This window comes from Ensifer sp. PDNC004 (genome assembly GCF_016919405.1).
Taxonomy (GTDB): domain Bacteria; phylum Pseudomonadota; class Alphaproteobacteria; order Rhizobiales; family Rhizobiaceae; genus Ensifer.
Map to the genome: position 1 here is coordinate 806,223 of NZ_CP070352.1, position 14,516 is coordinate 820,738.

Sequence of the window (14,516 nt, forward strand, 5' to 3'; positions counted from 1 at the left end):
ACCGGCGCTAGCGCTTGTACTTCACACCCGGCAGAACGCAGAGCATTTCATAAAGCAGGTTCGCCGCGGTGATCGCGGTCGTGCCCGTCGTGTCGAAGGGCGGGCTGACCTCGACGAGATCGGCGCCGACGAGGTTGAGGCCGCGGCAGCCGCGGATGATCTCGATCGCCTGGATGATGGTCAGACCGCCGATCTCGGGCGTGCCGGTGCCCGGCGCATAGGCCGGGTCGAGGCTGTCGATGTCGAAGGTCAGATAGGTCTTGTGGTTGCCGATCTTGGCGCGGATGCCTTCGATCAGCGGCACCAGCGACTTGTGCCAGCATTCCTCAGCCGGGACGACGGTGAAGCCCTTGTCGCGCGACCAGTCGAAATCATCAGACGCATAGCCGGTACCGCGCAGGCCGATCTGGAAGACGAGATTGGGATTGAGGCAGCCGTCCTCATAGGCGCGACGGAACGGCGTGCCGTGCGCGATCTTTTCGCCGAACATCGTGTCGTTGATATCCGCATGCGCATCGACATGGATGAGGGCGACCGGCCCGTGCTTTTCGGCGACCGCCTTCAGGATCGGGTAGCTGATCGTATGATCGCCGCCGAGCGTCAGCGGAATACAATCGTGCTTGAGGATCTCGCCGATGCCGCGGGTGATGATCTCCATGTTGGCCGGCAGGTTGAAGGTGTTGATGGCGATGTCGCCGATATCGGCAACCTGCAGGCTTTCGAAGGGTGCTGCGCCCGTCGCCATGTTGTAGGGGCGGATCATCACGGATTCCGCGCGGATCTGGCGCGGTCCGTAGCGGGTGCCGGAGCGGTTGGACGCGCCGATATCCATGGGGATGCCGACGAAGCACGCGTCGAGGCCTTCAGCCGACATCGCCGTCGGGAGGCGCATCATCGTGCCGGGGCCACCGAACCGGGGCATGTCGTTGCCGCCGAGCGGCTGGTTGAATTTTTCGTCCATGGAAGTTCTCCCTTTCTGTCGCCGGAACCCTAGCAGCCATTGGCATCAGAGAAATGCCCTTCGATCGAACGTTACTTCGATCGCGGTCAAACAAACATGCCCGATGCAGCGAAGGCAGGCGTCGATTGCCGTTTACGCCGCCTGCACGTCTCCCGCACCTAGCCAAAGGGAGTGTTGCCCTCCAAGGACCCGCCAATCACTTTGGCGAAAACAAAAATACCGTGTCCTTGGGAGGAACCATGCAAAACTTAACCCGCACCGTAATGCGCTCCATGTTTGCGGCGTCGCTCGTCGCCCTTGCGGCCTCAACGGCGGCCCACGCGCAGGACAAGCTGTTCATCTACAATTTCTCCGACTACTTCGCCGAAGACACCGTTTCGAACTTCCAGGCGAAGACCGGCGTCGAAACGCGGGTCGACTTCTACGATTCCCTCGAAGTCCTCGAGACCCGGCTGCTTGCCGGCGGCAGCGGCTTCGACGTCGCCTTCCCGAGCGCCACGGTCGGCGAGCGTCTCATCCAGTCCGGCGCGCTGAAGCCGATCGACGTCACGGCGCTGAAGAACTACGGCAACCTCGACAAGGACCTCCTCAAGCTTGTCGCCGAGCACGACCCCGAGAACAAATACCTCGTTCCCTATATGTGGCTGACGACGGGGGTCGCCTACAACGCCAAGCTCGTCAGCGAGCGCCTGCCGGATGCGCCGACCAACAGCCTCGACATGTTCTTCAAGCCCGAGGTCGCGGCAAAATTCCAGGACTGCGGCATCGGCATCGTTGACGCGCCGAACGAGGTGATCCCGATCGCGCTCAACTATCTCGGCCTCGATCCCTATTCGACCAGGCCGGTTGACCTCGACAAGGCGAAGGAGCTCTTGCTCAAGCTTCGTCCCTACATCCGCCATATGCAGAGCGGCCAGCTCGTCGCCGACATGGCATCGGGTCAGCTCTGCCTGGCGCTGATGTGGAGCGGCGACGCCGGCATTGCCGCTGCCCGCGCCGAAGAGGCCGAGACCGGCGTTGCGGTCGACTATTCGATCCCGAAGGAAGGCACGATCATCTCCTTCGACACGATGGCGATCCCGGCCGACGCGCCGGATCCGCAACAGGCGCTCGCCTTCATCGATTATGTTCTGGAGCCGAAGACGGTCGCCGCGATCAGCAACCACGTCTTCTACGCCAACGCCAATGCGGCGGCGACGGCAGAGGTCGACGCCGGCATCCGCGACAACCCGAACATCTATCCGCCTGCCGAAGTCCGCTCCAAGCTCTTCGTCGACAAGTCGCTGCCACCGCGCCAGACGCGCGAGCGCACCCGCGTCTGGTCCGCATTCCGGGCCGGCCAATAGGCGAACCGTCAACAGCAGGACCAGATCCCGTGCCATCCTATATTTCGATCGAGAACCTGGCGAAGTCCTATGGCGTCGTCACGGCCGTCAACAACATCAACTTGGGCATCGAGAAGGGCGAGTTCTTCTCGCTTCTCGGGCCCTCGGGCTGCGGAAAATCGACGCTGCTCAGGATGATCGCCGGCTTCGAGACGCCGACCTCCGGCGCGATCAGGCTGGAAGGGGCCGATGTCACCGACGTGCCGGCGCACAAGCGCCCGACCAACATGATGTTCCAGTCCTATGCGCTGTTTCCGCATCTGACCGTCGGCAAGAACATTGCATTCGGATTGCAACAGGACGGGCTCGACAAGAGCGAAATCAGGAAGCGGATCGACGAGGTGGCGGAAAAGCTGCAACTGACCGCGCTTCTCGATCGCAAGCCGGTGCAGCTTTCTGGCGGCCAGCGCCAGCGCGTGGCGCTCGCCCGCGCGCTGGTCAAGCGGCCGAAGGTGCTACTGCTCGACGAACCCTTGGGCGCGCTCGACAAGAACCTACGCACGGAAACCCAGCTCGAACTCGTCCGCCTGCAACGCGAACTTGGCCTCACCTTCATCATCGTCACCCACGACCAGCACGAGGCTATGACCGTTTCCACCCGCATCGCCATCATGAAGCAGGGACAGGTGCTGCAGGTCGGTTCACCTTCGGAAGTCTACGAGGCGCCGCGATCGCGCTACGTCGCGAAGTTCCTTGGCGAAACCAATGTGTTTGCCGGTGGACGCGCGGAGCGGAGCGGCGAAGAACTGCGGATCGACAGCGATGAGGCCGGCGGTGGCGTCCGCGCCGCCTTCACCGACCGGGTGGCGCTCGACCGGCCGTTCTGGGTTTCGGTCCGACCCGAACGGGTGGAACTTGCGACTTCGGGCAGCGGCCTTGAAGGCACCGTGGAGCAGCTCACCTACACCGGCGTCGAGCGGCACTATCGGGTGCGGCTGAAGTCGGGCGCGACACTCGACGCGCGTCGGGTCAACCTTGGCACTGAGAGCGATCTCGGCGTCGGCGATCGGGTGTTTGCAAGCTGGCCGCCGCAGGCAAGCCGGCTGCTGGCCGAATAGGAGAGCACCATGACTTCCGTTTCGGCATCGCCAGCAAAGGCGAACTGGGGCAAGCGCCTGCTGATCGCCATTCCCTATGCCTGGCTTCTCGTGTTGTTCCTGGCACCCTTCGCACTGGTCGCCGGCATCAGCCTCTCGACCGTGCGGCTCGGCATGCCGCCCTTCGAGCCGCTGACCGCCTGGGACGGATCGATCCTCAATCTCAGGCTCAACTTCGAGAACTTCCTCTATGTGCTCACCGACGACACCTATCTTCTGGCCTATCTGACGAGCCTGAAGATCGCGGCTATCTCGACGGCCGCCATGCTCTTCATCGCCTATCCGCTCGCCTATGGCATCGCGTCCTGCTCGCCCTCGTCAAGATCGCTGCTGGTCTTCCTGGTGATCGTGCCGTTCTGGAGCTCGATGCTGATCCGCGTCTATTCCTGGATGAGCATCCTCAGGAACGACGGCCTGTTGAACATGCTGTTGTTGAAGATCGGCCTCATCAGCGAGCCGCTGCGCATCCTCAACACCGAGACGGCGATCTATATCGGCATCGTCTACACCTACCTGCCCTTCATGGTGCTGCCGATCTATTCGACCTTGAGCAGCGCCGACCGGACGCTGATCGAGGCGGCGCGTGATCTCGGCTGCTCGCGCATCTCCGCCTTCTGGCGGGTCACCTTCCCCTTGAGCCTGCCGGGCGTGCTCGCCGGCTGCGCGCTGGTCTTCATCCCGGTCGTCGGCGAATTCGTGATCCCGGATTTGCTCGGCGGGGCCGACACGCAGATGATCGGCCGCGCCATCTGGCTCGAATTCTTCAACAACCGCGACTGGCCGATGGCGGCTGCGGTGACCATCGTCCTGCTCGCCCTGCTGGTCGTGCCGATCGTCTATTTCCAGTCACGCCAATCGCGCGCGCAGAGTTGAGGAGCAAGCGATGACCAAACCAAGCTGGTTCAATCGGCTGTCGATCCTGTTCGGCCTTGCCTTCCTGTATCTGCCGATCGTCGTTCTTGTCGTCTACAGCTTCAACGGCTCGAAGCTCGTAACGGTCTGGGGCGGTTTCTCCACCCAATGGTATGCGACCGTTCTCAACAACCCCTCGATCATCGAAGGCGCGAAGGTCAGCTTCCTGGTCGCCGCGATCTCGGCGACCACCGCAACTCTTCTCGGCACGCTTGCCGCCGTCGTCATGGTGCGGCTGCGACGCTTCCGCGGCCGGGCGCTCTTGAACGGCATGCTGCTTGCGCCGATGGTGATGCCCGAGGTGGTGATGGCCGTCTCGATGCTTCTGATGTTCGTGACTCTCGGGATCGACCGCGGGCCGCTGACCATCACGCTGGCGCACACAACCTTCACGCTCTGCTTTGCGACCGTCGTCTTGCAATCGCGGCTGGTCGAACTCGACCCGTCACTCGAAGAGGCCGCACGCGACCTCGGCTGCCCACCGGCCAAGGCTTTCGTCAGCGTCGCTTTACCGAACATGATCCCAGCGCTCGTCTCCGCCTGGCTTTTGTCCTTCACCTTGTCGCTGGATGATCTGGTGATCTCGAGCTTCACCACCGGACCGGGCGCCTCGACCCTGCCGATGAAGATCTATTCGCAGATCAAGTTCGGCGTGACGCCGGAGATCAACGCGATCTCGACGATCATCCTCGGCATCGTCGTGCTGGGATTGGTGGCAGCCCAACTGGTCTCGCGACGCTCCGAACAACGGGCAGGCGCCGCTACTTGAGGTATCTCCGGGGAAGAAGGTCTTCTCCGGAATTGCCGACGCAATGCGCGAGGGTCAGTGCGGCCTCAGCGCACCAGCCGGCGAAAGATAGGTGGCCAGCGGATCTTCAAACGCGTTGCTCGCCGAAGACACGGCGTCGATGAACAGCGAGAACAGCGCCGTCTGCGACGTGATGTCGAGCTTGGCGTAGAGGTTGCGGCGATGCAGTTTGACCGTCGCTGGCGAGATGCCGAGCTTTTCGGCAGCCCCCTTGACCGAGTAGCCGCGCAGGATCATCTGCGCCACCTGGCACTCGCGGTCGGTCAGCAGGCTGCGGCCAAAGTTCCTGACCGCCTGCGCCAGGGCGCTTTGCAGCGGCGAACCGTCGTCGCCCAGGCTTTCGGGCCTCAGATCGCGATAGTGCCGAAGCACGGCCATGCTGATGAGCGGGGCGGCACTCTGCAGGAAATCCTGGTCTTCGCCGCTGAAAGCTGCGTGCGCATGGCGCCGCGCCAGAGAGATTGCGATCTTGGTGTCGGCATCGATGCCGATGAAGACGTTGAATTCGTCGTGCAAGCCCGAATGCCGGTAGTAGTCGCGGTAATATTGCGACCGGTCGAAGGACGGATCTATCTGCCGCAGGCGGTAAAGCCCGTCGTCGCCGTTGTCGAGCGCCAGACGGTAGAACGGATCCATCCGGTAAGGCCCCTGCAGGTAGGCGCGAATATCCGACAGCCCCCTGTCCGTGCGCCAGTCGTTGTAAAGGATCTTCGGCGCGGCGTCGCGGCGATAGAGGAGCATCAGGCCGGCATCGATCGCGATGTGCCGCTTGAGCGAATGGGTCAGCCGGTCCTGGAAATCCGAGCGGCCCACCCCCTCCATCAGCGACAGCGCCAGATCGCCCACTCCAGACACCCGCTGCGTCGGCGCGCAGACTTTGATGATCGTATTATCGTTCATGTTGTTCTCCTCCAAGCACAGACTAGGTGAAGGTTCGGCCGGTCGCAAGTAACGGATTTTCACTACGGGATTTCCAAAACTATCTTTTGTCGAACCAAAACCACTTCCTAAGTGGCGGACACCCGGCGGTGCGGGGCCTTGCGGCACGGGACAGACAGCGTGCCGAGGCCCGAACCTAGCCCTTTGGCGTATTCCGAGCTGCGATCCCGGCGCCTAGAAAAATGATGCAAGCCGCACAGTAGATCCGCGGCAGGCAAGGCGGCACGGGACTGCCGAGACGGCATATTGCTCTCGGCCATCTGGTCGTTCCGCAGAAGAATGAAGCAACGAAACCCTGGCGCGCCGCCGACGACTTGGCGCTCGTCTTTCTGAACTGGAGTGAACATGTCGAAGGTCATCAAACTCGGGCGCGATGGTGTCGGCCTCAACGCGCTCGAAAAATGCAGCGTCGTGCCGCCGGAGGCGATCCTCTCGGGCTTTGCGGACGAACTCGGCGACGTGCATTTCGAAAGCCCCGACAAGGCCGTCGTCATCGGCACATGGCAGTCGACGCCCTACGCGGAAATGCTGTCCTATCCCGATGGCAACGAATACAGCGTCATTCTCTCGGGCAAGGTTGCGATCACCAACCCCGATGGTTCGGTCGAGACCTTTTCAGCCGGCGAAAGCTACGTGCTGCCGGCCGGCGTCGAGGTCCGTTTCGAGGTGATCGAAACGATGCGCAAGGTCTACGTCCTCTACACCGCCCCTGCAGCGAAGTGATGTGAGGCGTCCCCATGACCAAGGTAAGAAGCAAAGCTCTTGCGGATGTGACGATGACGCCTTTCTGGCTCGATCGGCCGGATGCGCCTGAGCCGCGAGAGCGGCTGTCCCGACATCTGAAAGCCGACCTGCTCGTCGTCGGTGGCGGTTTTACCGGATTGTGGGGCGCCATCCAGGCAAAGCAGCGCCGGCCCGAGATCGAGGTCGTGCTGATCGAGAAAGGCTCGGTCGCCAACGGCGCTTCGGGCCGGCCGGGCGGCGTGGTTTCTACCTCCGTCATGCACGGGCTGTCGAACGCCGTGCGCATTTTCCCGAAGGACATCGCGGCGCTCGAGAAGCTCGGCCAGGAGAACATGCACGGCTTTCTCAAGACGCTTGAGGAGCATGCGATCGACTGTCATGCCGAATGGGGAGGGGAGCTGACCGTCGCGGTCGACGATGCTCATATCGAGGCGCTGCACGAGGAGCACGAACTTCACCTGAAATACGGCCATCAGGCGGCCTTCCTCGATCAGAGCGCCGTCCGCGCCGAAATCAATTCGCCGCGCTACAAAGCCGGCGTCTGGTCGAAGCATATCTGCGGCACGGTGCATCCGGCGCTGCTCGCCTTCGGGCTGAAGCGGGTCGCGCTCACGCTCGGTGTACGGATCTTCGAAAACACCGAACTGACCGGTCTCGAAGACCTCGGCGACCGGATGAAGGCGCACACGCCTTCCGGCAGCGTGACCGCGCCGAAAGCGCTGCTCGCCACCAATGCCTTTGCCTCGGGCCACAGGAAGATCAAAAACAGGGTCGTCGCCGTGCGCGACCGGGTGCTTGCGACGGAGCCCCTGTCGGCAGACCAGATGGCATCAATCGGCTGGAGCCATCGCCAGGGCGTCTACGACACGCGCACCCAGATGAACTACATGCGGCTCACCAAGGACAACCGCATCATATTCGGCGGCCGCCTCGCCTATGCCTTTGCCGGTGATCCGTTTCCATCGGTCGACCGGGAGCTCGATACCTATGAGCCGCTGGCTGCAGCGTTCTTCGATACCTTCCCGCAACTCGAAGGCCTACGCTTCTCCCATGCCTGGAGCGGTCCGATCGATCTCAGCACCCGCATGGCCGTGCATTTCCAGCGCTACCACGACGAAAAGGTCGTCTATGCTGGCGGCTATTCCGGCTTCGGCGTTTCGGCCTCGCGTTTCGGCGCACGCATCGCGCTCGACATCCTCGACGGCTCGAAGACCCCGGAAAGCCGGTTGGATTTCGCCACCAGCCTTCCGAACACGATCCCACCCGAGCCGTTTCGCTGGCTCGGCGCACAGATCACCATGTATGCGCTCGACACCGCCGACAAGTCCGGCGGCTGGCGCAGGCCGTGGCTGAAAATGGTCTCGGCCATGGGCTTCCCGCTCAGTTGAGCATGCGTTTTCCGGCGCTTTCAACGGGCAAGCGGAGCCGAAACCTTCGGCCCCGCCACCGGCCGATGGCGGCGTCGCATCCGGCCCGGGCGCAACGGTGGTAGTAAATCGTTAACCATGATTAGATAGCCAAAGCTACCCATTCCGCTGGCTGATTCGCGAGCGTTCGTAGCACCGGCGGCACCCATGCGACAAACACCGCTCGCGGTTCTTTCCAAACGCCTCGGCCTTTTCACGGCACTAGCTTCCCTTGCCTTCTCGACGCCCGCGCTTGCCCAGTCCGTTTGGACCGGGGTAGCCGACAATGAGTTCGGCAACGGTGCGAACTGGGCGCCGGCCCTGCCCGGCGCAAACGACGCAGCGGAGGTCAGCACCGGTTCTCCGCAGGTCAACGACGGCCGGACGATCCGCCAGCTCGGCGTCGATGGTGGCAATGTCACCATCTCCAATACCGGCGCGCTGACCGTCACCAACGGCAGCACGATCAATTCGGGAAGCGTCAGCATCAACGCAGGCGGCGCACTCACCTCCGATGTCGAGTTGAACGGCGGCAGCCTGTCGATCGACGGGGACCTCAACGGACGACTGACGCTGAACAACGGCGACGTGTCGGTGAACGGAACGCTGGACAGCGCCAGCGTCGGCAGCGCCACGTCGCTCTCCAACAACGGCCAGGTCGGTGACGTCAACGTCTGGGCCGGGGGTACTTTCGTGAACAACACCGGCGCCGTCGCCGGCGCGACGGTGAATGCCGGTACCGCCTCCAACGCCGGAACCATGGGCTCGCTGACGAACACCCAAGGGAATTTCACCAACAACACCGGCGGCACCATCACCGGGAAAACGACGGTGTCGGGCGGAACCGTCACCAACAACTTCGTCGTCACCGATGCGGATGTCGCGGCCGCCGCAGCCTTCGTCAACAACAATGGCGCAACGGCGGGCGCGATGACCAACGCCGGCACGGTCTCGAACGCCGGCACCATCGCATCGGTGCGCAACGACGCCGGAAACTTCACCAACAATTTCGGCGGCGAAGTAACCGGCGAGACTACGGTCTCGGGCGGCGCCGTCACCAACAATGCGACACTCGGTACGGTCATCGTCGGCACGAACGGCACCTTCACGAACACCTCGGGGGCGAGCGCCGGCGCGGTCACTAACAGTGGGTCCGCCTCGAATGCCGGCACGATCGCCGGACTGACCAACACGGCCGGAAGCTTCGCCAACAATGCCGGCGGCACCATCGCCGGGAAGACGACGGTTGCAGGCGGCACGGTGACGAACAATTTCGTCGTCACCGACGCCGACGTCGCGGCCGCCGCCGCCTTCGTCAACAACAGCGGCGCCGTCGCCGGCAACGTCACCAACGCCGGCACCCTGTCGAATGCCGGAACCATCGCGTCCGTGCGCAACGATAGCGGATCCTTCACCAACAACGGCAACGGCACGGTGACCGGAAAGACAACCGTTGCCGGCGGCAGCGTCGTCAACAATGCAGCGCTCGCAGACGTCGAGATCGGCGCCAACGGCACGTTCACCAACAACAGCGGCGCGACTGCCGGGGCCGTCTCCAACGCCGGCACCGGGTCGAATGACGGAACCATTGCCGCGCTCGCAAACAGCGGCGGCCTGTTCCAAAACACAGGCACCATCAGCGGCGCGGCAAGCATCACGGGCGGCACGCTCGTCAATCAGGGCACGATCGCCGGGACGGTCCAAATCTTCGACGGCGGTCTGTTGTCCGGCAGCGGCATCGTCGGCGGCCTGACGGTCGATGCCGGCGGCGTGGTCTCGCCAGGCCCGGGCATCGCGGTTGCCACCGTCAACGGCGACCTGACGTTCCGTTCGGGCTCGATCTATCAGGTGGATGTGGATGCGGCAGGGCAATCCGACCGCCTGGCCGTTTCGGGCGCGCTTTCGCTTGACGGCGGCAGGCTCGCGGTCCTCGCGGGCGGCGGCGTCTATGACCCGTCGACGAGTTACACGATCGTTTCCGCCGGCACTGTCAGCGGCCGGTTCGACGCGGTGACCAGCAATCTTGCCTTCCTTTCGCCAACGCTGACCTATGGCGCCACCGGCATCGATCTGACGCTCGACCGTAACGACGTTGCCTTCGCGGATCTTGCAGAAACCGCCAACGGGCGCGCAACGGCAAGCGCCGTCGAAGCGTTGGGCGTCACGAACCCGCTCACGCTGGCCGTGCTCTCTCTGGATGATGCAAAGGCCGCAAGCGCCTTTTCCCAGCTGAGCGGAGAGGTCCACGCCTCGGTCAAGAGCGCGCTGATCTGGGACAGCCGCTTTCCGCGGGACGCCGTTCTGGAGCGCGCGAGCTCCTCCGTCTCGACACTTCAGGAAACAGAGGACGCCGTCTTCTGGACGTCGGGTTTTGCAGGCACGGGCCATTTGTCCGGTGACGGCAACGCCGCCGCTATCGATAGCCGTACGGCAGGTGTTCTCGTTGGCGCCGATATGGCGGCTTCCGACGATTGGCGCCTCGGCGGGATCCTCGGTTACAGCCATCTCACCGTTCAACCACAGGCGCGCGTCGACGCCTACCATGCCGGCCTCTACGGATATGGCAACATCGGAGCGCTGAACCTTGCAGGCGGTGCGATCTATAGCCACAACGAGATTTCGTCGGAGCGTGACCTCGCCTTCGGCTCGTTCGCCGATCACCTGACCGCCGACTACGACAGCACCGTTGCACAGGTTTTCGCCGACCTTTCCTTCACGCTCAGTGCAGACGACATCAGGCTGCAGCCGTTCGCAAACCTGGCCTATGTCTATCTCGATACGGATGCGTTCCAGGAAAACGGTGGTTCGGCAGCGCTATCGGCAGAGGGCGCCACGGACGACGCCATGCTCACGACCATCGGCCTGCGCTGGTGGGCGGATCTGCCGGTGGACCAGATGCCGGTTTCTGCCTCCGGCATGCTCGGATGGCGCCATGCGCAAGGCGACCTTTCGCCGTCCTCGCGCCTTGCCTTTGCCGGTGGCAGCCCGTTTACCATCGCGGGCGTTCCCATCGCGCGCGACGCGCTGGTGGTGGAAGCGGGCATTTCCGCCCGGCTCTCCAAATCAGCCCGGTTGGCACTCACCTATCTCGGCGAATTCGGCGACGGCGCGCGGTCGAGCGCCGGCCGCGCAAACCTGATCGTCGATTTCTAAATCGCATGTCTACCAAGACCGGCAACGGCCGATCGCGGCCGCATCACGGCTGTACCTTGGCGACCGACCCGGCTCCGGCAAAGAGGTCCGGGTAGGAGCGTTCCAGCGTTCCGGCGATCGCAGCGGCGAAGCGTTCGTTGGCGATCCGGTTCGGGTGCGCGTCTGATGGCGACACCCACAGCGTTTCGGGAACGAGATCCTCGACCGACGGGCGAAGATCGAGGAAGGGAACCTTCTCGCTTTCGGCGATCTTTTCGACAGCGCCGGTGACTTCCGGGAACGGATACTGCTTGACTTCATGCAGCTCGGGATAGTTGACGATCACGAGCTTGATGCCGCGCTCGCGGCAGAAGCTGATCAGCCGCCGCATGGCATCCTGCCCTTCCGTCCAGCCAGGCTGGTCGGCTTCATAGAGGCCTCGGTAATAGGCCTTCCAGTCCGCCCGGCCGAGGAAGATGCGCGAGATCTTGTCGACCGCCGAGGCGAGCACGACATAGGCCTGCGAATATTCGCCCCAGCCGACCTGGTGACGACGCGGCGTCGGCTCGGCGTCGTTGATGAAATAGTTGAGCACGACCACGTCCGGCTTGAGCTCGATGCCCTTGGTCATGAAGTAGGCAACTTCCATCTGGGTGTTGTAGTTGCCGACACCGGTGTTGATCACCTCGTATTTCGGCGCCCCCTGGCTGCCGCCATTGAGGACCGTTTCCAGCAACCTGGACGGCGTATCTTCCTCTTTGACGCCCCAGCCGAAGGTCAGCGAATCCCCGAGCATCATCACACGCGTCGTCCCGGCGGCAACCGGGCCGATTTCACGGTTGCGCAGGCCGATCGAATTGATGCTGACCGGCACACCCATGAACACGCCGCTCGAATTGGGAATGTGCTCGTGGCCGATCGCCGGCTCGGCACTGACCCGTTTCAGGTCGCGGGCGTATTTCCACATCTCGAGGTCGAAATCCATGCCGTTGTCAAAGACGGTGCGCGCCATGCCTTCGATCATGAGACCGCAGAGCGCCAGGCTGAAAGCCGTCGCGAGAACAGCAAGCAGGGCACGTTTGAGAATGGAGGACTTCCGGACGCTGTTTTGTTCCATTTGAACGACACGTGTTGCATTGGAATTCATCGGATCTTCCTTTCAGGTCCGCCGATTACTGTCCGACCTGAGAAAACTTCAGGCAATCAGGCTCCACCGGAGCGGTTTTTACGAAGGGGTGCTCGCCGACCGTCAGGCCCTTGCCGCCGCTCCAATCATTGACCAGCCATTGGTCGATCGCCTCCGCGACAAGAAAATGTCCGAGCGGAGAAAGATGCTTGTCGCCGATGCCATAGGTTTTCATCGGATCGTTGGCAGAGAGCTTTTCGGTCGGATCGACCACGTACACGCCGGGCGTCGCAGCGGCGAACGCCTTGATCATTTCACGTTGTTTTTCCGGCTGCAGGCCGTCGTCGCGGCCAGCCAGCTCCGCCCAGCCCGGCAGGATGACGACGAGCAGCTCGGCGCCGTTGTTACGGGCGTCGTCGGCAAGCCGGACGAACAGGCGCCGCGTCAGCTCGATCGCGTGGCCGATGTCACGGCGGGACGACCGGTCGCCGACATAGGGTCTGAGCAGCGTCGAATAGAACCAGTTGTAGAGCTTGCTGTTCTGCCACAGGTACAGATGCGCCTGCAAAGCGAGGCTGGGCTTCTTCGTTCCGCTGCCGGCCGGCTCGACGGTGATGTCGACGGACGACGGTGTCAGCACCGCACGCTCGGCATTGTCCTCGAGGTCGGTGCTGAGCGAGAGGCCGACGACGACGAGTTTATGAGGGATGCTGTGGCCCTTGTCCTCGTAGACCCGGATCTCGTTCGGCTGGCCGTAGCCGCCGGTGCCGTAGTTCTTGAGAAGCAGCTGCGGGTGCCATGCGTTCAGCAGCGAGCTGAAGGTTTCGCTTTCCTTGACGAGCGAGCCGCGCACCATGGAATCCCCGAGCACGAACACCGGAGACCCCGTTCCCGTCGCATTGTCGCGGAAACCGTCGCTGTTGATCTGGACGCGGTTCCAGGGGTCGAGCGGGCTGAAGCGCTCGAAATAGCTGTTGCCCGGTATTTCGGTATAGCCATAGAGCGCATGCGACTGATGCCGCGCCCGTGGCACGCCGCAATAGACATATTCGCCCTCGCCGACCGGAAGCTGCAGGCTCGGCACCATACGCAGCAGCATCTCGCACAGCAGAATGGCGACAAGGCCCGAAACGAGAATGATCAGCCCATCCATGATTCCGCCGAAATTGCGCGAACGGCGCATACGCTTCAGGGTGCCGCTCGATGAGGGCTTGTCCTGATCGATGAAATCCGCAGGCGTCGCCGTCGGATTGTTGTTGTTGAGCGCATCCTGACGTTCGGCTTTTCGGGACATGTCAGCTGACACCTTGATTGTGCGATCTGTGTTGAAACATTTCGGATGGTTGCTGCATCGCCCGCTTCAGGCGCTTCCGGCCTCGCGCCAATAGGATCGTGCCAGGCTGGCGAGATAGGTGGTCGTACGCCTCGCCGTCTTTGCGACGGAGGGACGCTTCGGTTCGCCGGAGCTTATGTGCTCGCCGGAGTTTGCGAGCCGGATGCGCTTGGAAGCATCCGGCCGCAGGAGCTCGATCGGTCGAAGCAGTCCGGGCAAAGTTCCGTACCCCGTCAACTGGTCGCGAAACAGGCTGGTCGCGGCATAGACGACATCCGCCGTCTCGACCGCTTCCCGCACGCGGGCATCATCCGAAATCTTGACGTAAAGCACGCCGGGAATGAAAAGAGGCAACGTCGGCACCACGGGATCCAGGACCCGGTTGACCGCGGCCGGCGTCACCTCGTTTAAAACGAAGACGGTAAGCCGCTTCTGGCTCAAACGATAACCCTTTATGATTATCTCGACCGGAAGCCGACCGTCTGTTTCAGCTATTTCAATAACACTTTGAACATGCATAGTGGCTCTCCGGAACAAAGAAGAACACCGTCAATATTTTCAGAATACGAGAACATGAATCTATTCGTTATATAGCGACATGAGCTTCGGAGGTTTCACTTCTCTGCCGGAGACGCCTTACAATTCCGAACTCTATCCCAGGATTTTCGTTCTG

At 62.7% G+C, this 14,516-nt stretch carries 12 protein-coding genes; 7 read left to right on the forward strand and 5 right to left on the reverse strand.

Annotated elements, in window-relative coordinates; translation table 11 throughout:
* Positions 1–7: 7 nt before the first annotated feature.
* Positions 8–961, reverse strand: coding sequence for an agmatinase (gene speB / locus JVX98_RS03550; protein WP_205236886.1), 954 nt, complete (start codon positions 959–961; stop codon positions 8–10).
* Between the two features lie 239 nt (positions 962–1,200).
* On the opposite strand from speB, the gene JVX98_RS03555 reads away from it, so the two are divergent.
* From JVX98_RS03555 to JVX98_RS03570, 4 genes are read left to right on the forward strand one after another with little or no spacing between them, the layout of a single operon-like run.
* Positions 1,201–2,307, forward strand: a complete 1,107-nt coding sequence (locus tag JVX98_RS03555; RefSeq protein WP_246764862.1) for an extracellular solute-binding protein — start codon at positions 1,201–1,203, stop codon at positions 2,305–2,307.
* 29 nt (positions 2,308–2,336) lie between these two features.
* Positions 2,337–3,404 (forward strand): ABC transporter ATP-binding protein, encoded by a 1,068-nt coding sequence (locus tag JVX98_RS03560; RefSeq protein WP_246764863.1) that lies wholly within the window; start codon positions 2,337–2,339, stop codon positions 3,402–3,404.
* 9 nt (positions 3,405–3,413) lie between these two features.
* A complete protein-coding gene (locus tag JVX98_RS03565) occupies positions 3,414–4,316 on the forward strand; it encodes an ABC transporter permease subunit (protein WP_205236887.1) in 903 nt (300 codons plus the stop codon).
* Positions 4,317–4,326: 10 nt separating this feature from the next.
* Positions 4,327–5,124: an ABC transporter permease gene (locus tag JVX98_RS03570; protein ID WP_205236888.1), complete on the forward strand. Its 798-nt coding sequence runs from the start codon at positions 4,327–4,329 to the stop codon at positions 5,122–5,124.
* A gap of 54 nt (positions 5,125–5,178) precedes the next feature.
* On the opposite strand, the gene JVX98_RS03575 is transcribed toward JVX98_RS03570, so the two are convergent.
* Positions 5,179–6,063: a LuxR C-terminal-related transcriptional regulator gene (locus JVX98_RS03575; RefSeq protein WP_205236889.1), complete on the reverse strand. Its 885-nt coding sequence runs from the start codon at positions 6,061–6,063 to the stop codon at positions 5,179–5,181.
* A gap of 384 nt (positions 6,064–6,447) precedes the next feature.
* On the opposite strand from JVX98_RS03575, the gene JVX98_RS03580 reads away from it, so the two are divergent.
* From JVX98_RS03580 to JVX98_RS03590, 3 genes are all read left to right on the forward strand, one after another.
* Positions 6,448–6,825 (forward strand): cupin domain-containing protein, encoded by a 378-nt coding sequence (locus JVX98_RS03580; protein ID WP_205236890.1) that lies wholly within the window; start codon positions 6,448–6,450, stop codon positions 6,823–6,825.
* A gap of 14 nt (positions 6,826–6,839) precedes the next feature.
* A complete protein-coding gene (locus JVX98_RS03585; RefSeq protein ID WP_205236891.1) occupies positions 6,840–8,234 on the forward strand; it encodes an FAD-binding oxidoreductase in 1,395 nt (464 codons plus the stop codon).
* A gap of 186 nt (positions 8,235–8,420) precedes the next feature.
* On the forward strand, positions 8,421–11,405 hold the full coding sequence (locus tag JVX98_RS03590; RefSeq protein WP_205236892.1) for an autotransporter domain-containing protein: 2,985 nt from the start codon (positions 8,421–8,423) through the stop codon (positions 11,403–11,405).
* 43 nt (positions 11,406–11,448) lie between these two features.
* Here JVX98_RS03590 and JVX98_RS03595 read toward each other — a convergent pair whose 3' ends face one another.
* From JVX98_RS03595 to JVX98_RS03605, 3 genes are all read right to left on the reverse strand, one after another.
* On the reverse strand, positions 11,449–12,531 hold the full coding sequence (locus tag JVX98_RS03595; protein ID WP_205236893.1) for an SGNH/GDSL hydrolase family protein: 1,083 nt from the start codon (positions 12,529–12,531) through the stop codon (positions 11,449–11,451).
* A gap of 25 nt (positions 12,532–12,556) precedes the next feature.
* Positions 12,557–13,804, reverse strand: coding sequence for a hypothetical protein (locus JVX98_RS03600; RefSeq protein ID WP_192449368.1), 1,248 nt, complete (start codon positions 13,802–13,804; stop codon positions 12,557–12,559).
* 66 nt (positions 13,805–13,870) lie between these two features.
* Positions 13,871–14,284, reverse strand: coding sequence for a hypothetical protein (locus JVX98_RS03605; protein ID WP_192449367.1), 414 nt, complete (start codon positions 14,282–14,284; stop codon positions 13,871–13,873).
* Between the last annotated feature and the right edge of the window lie 232 nt (positions 14,285–14,516).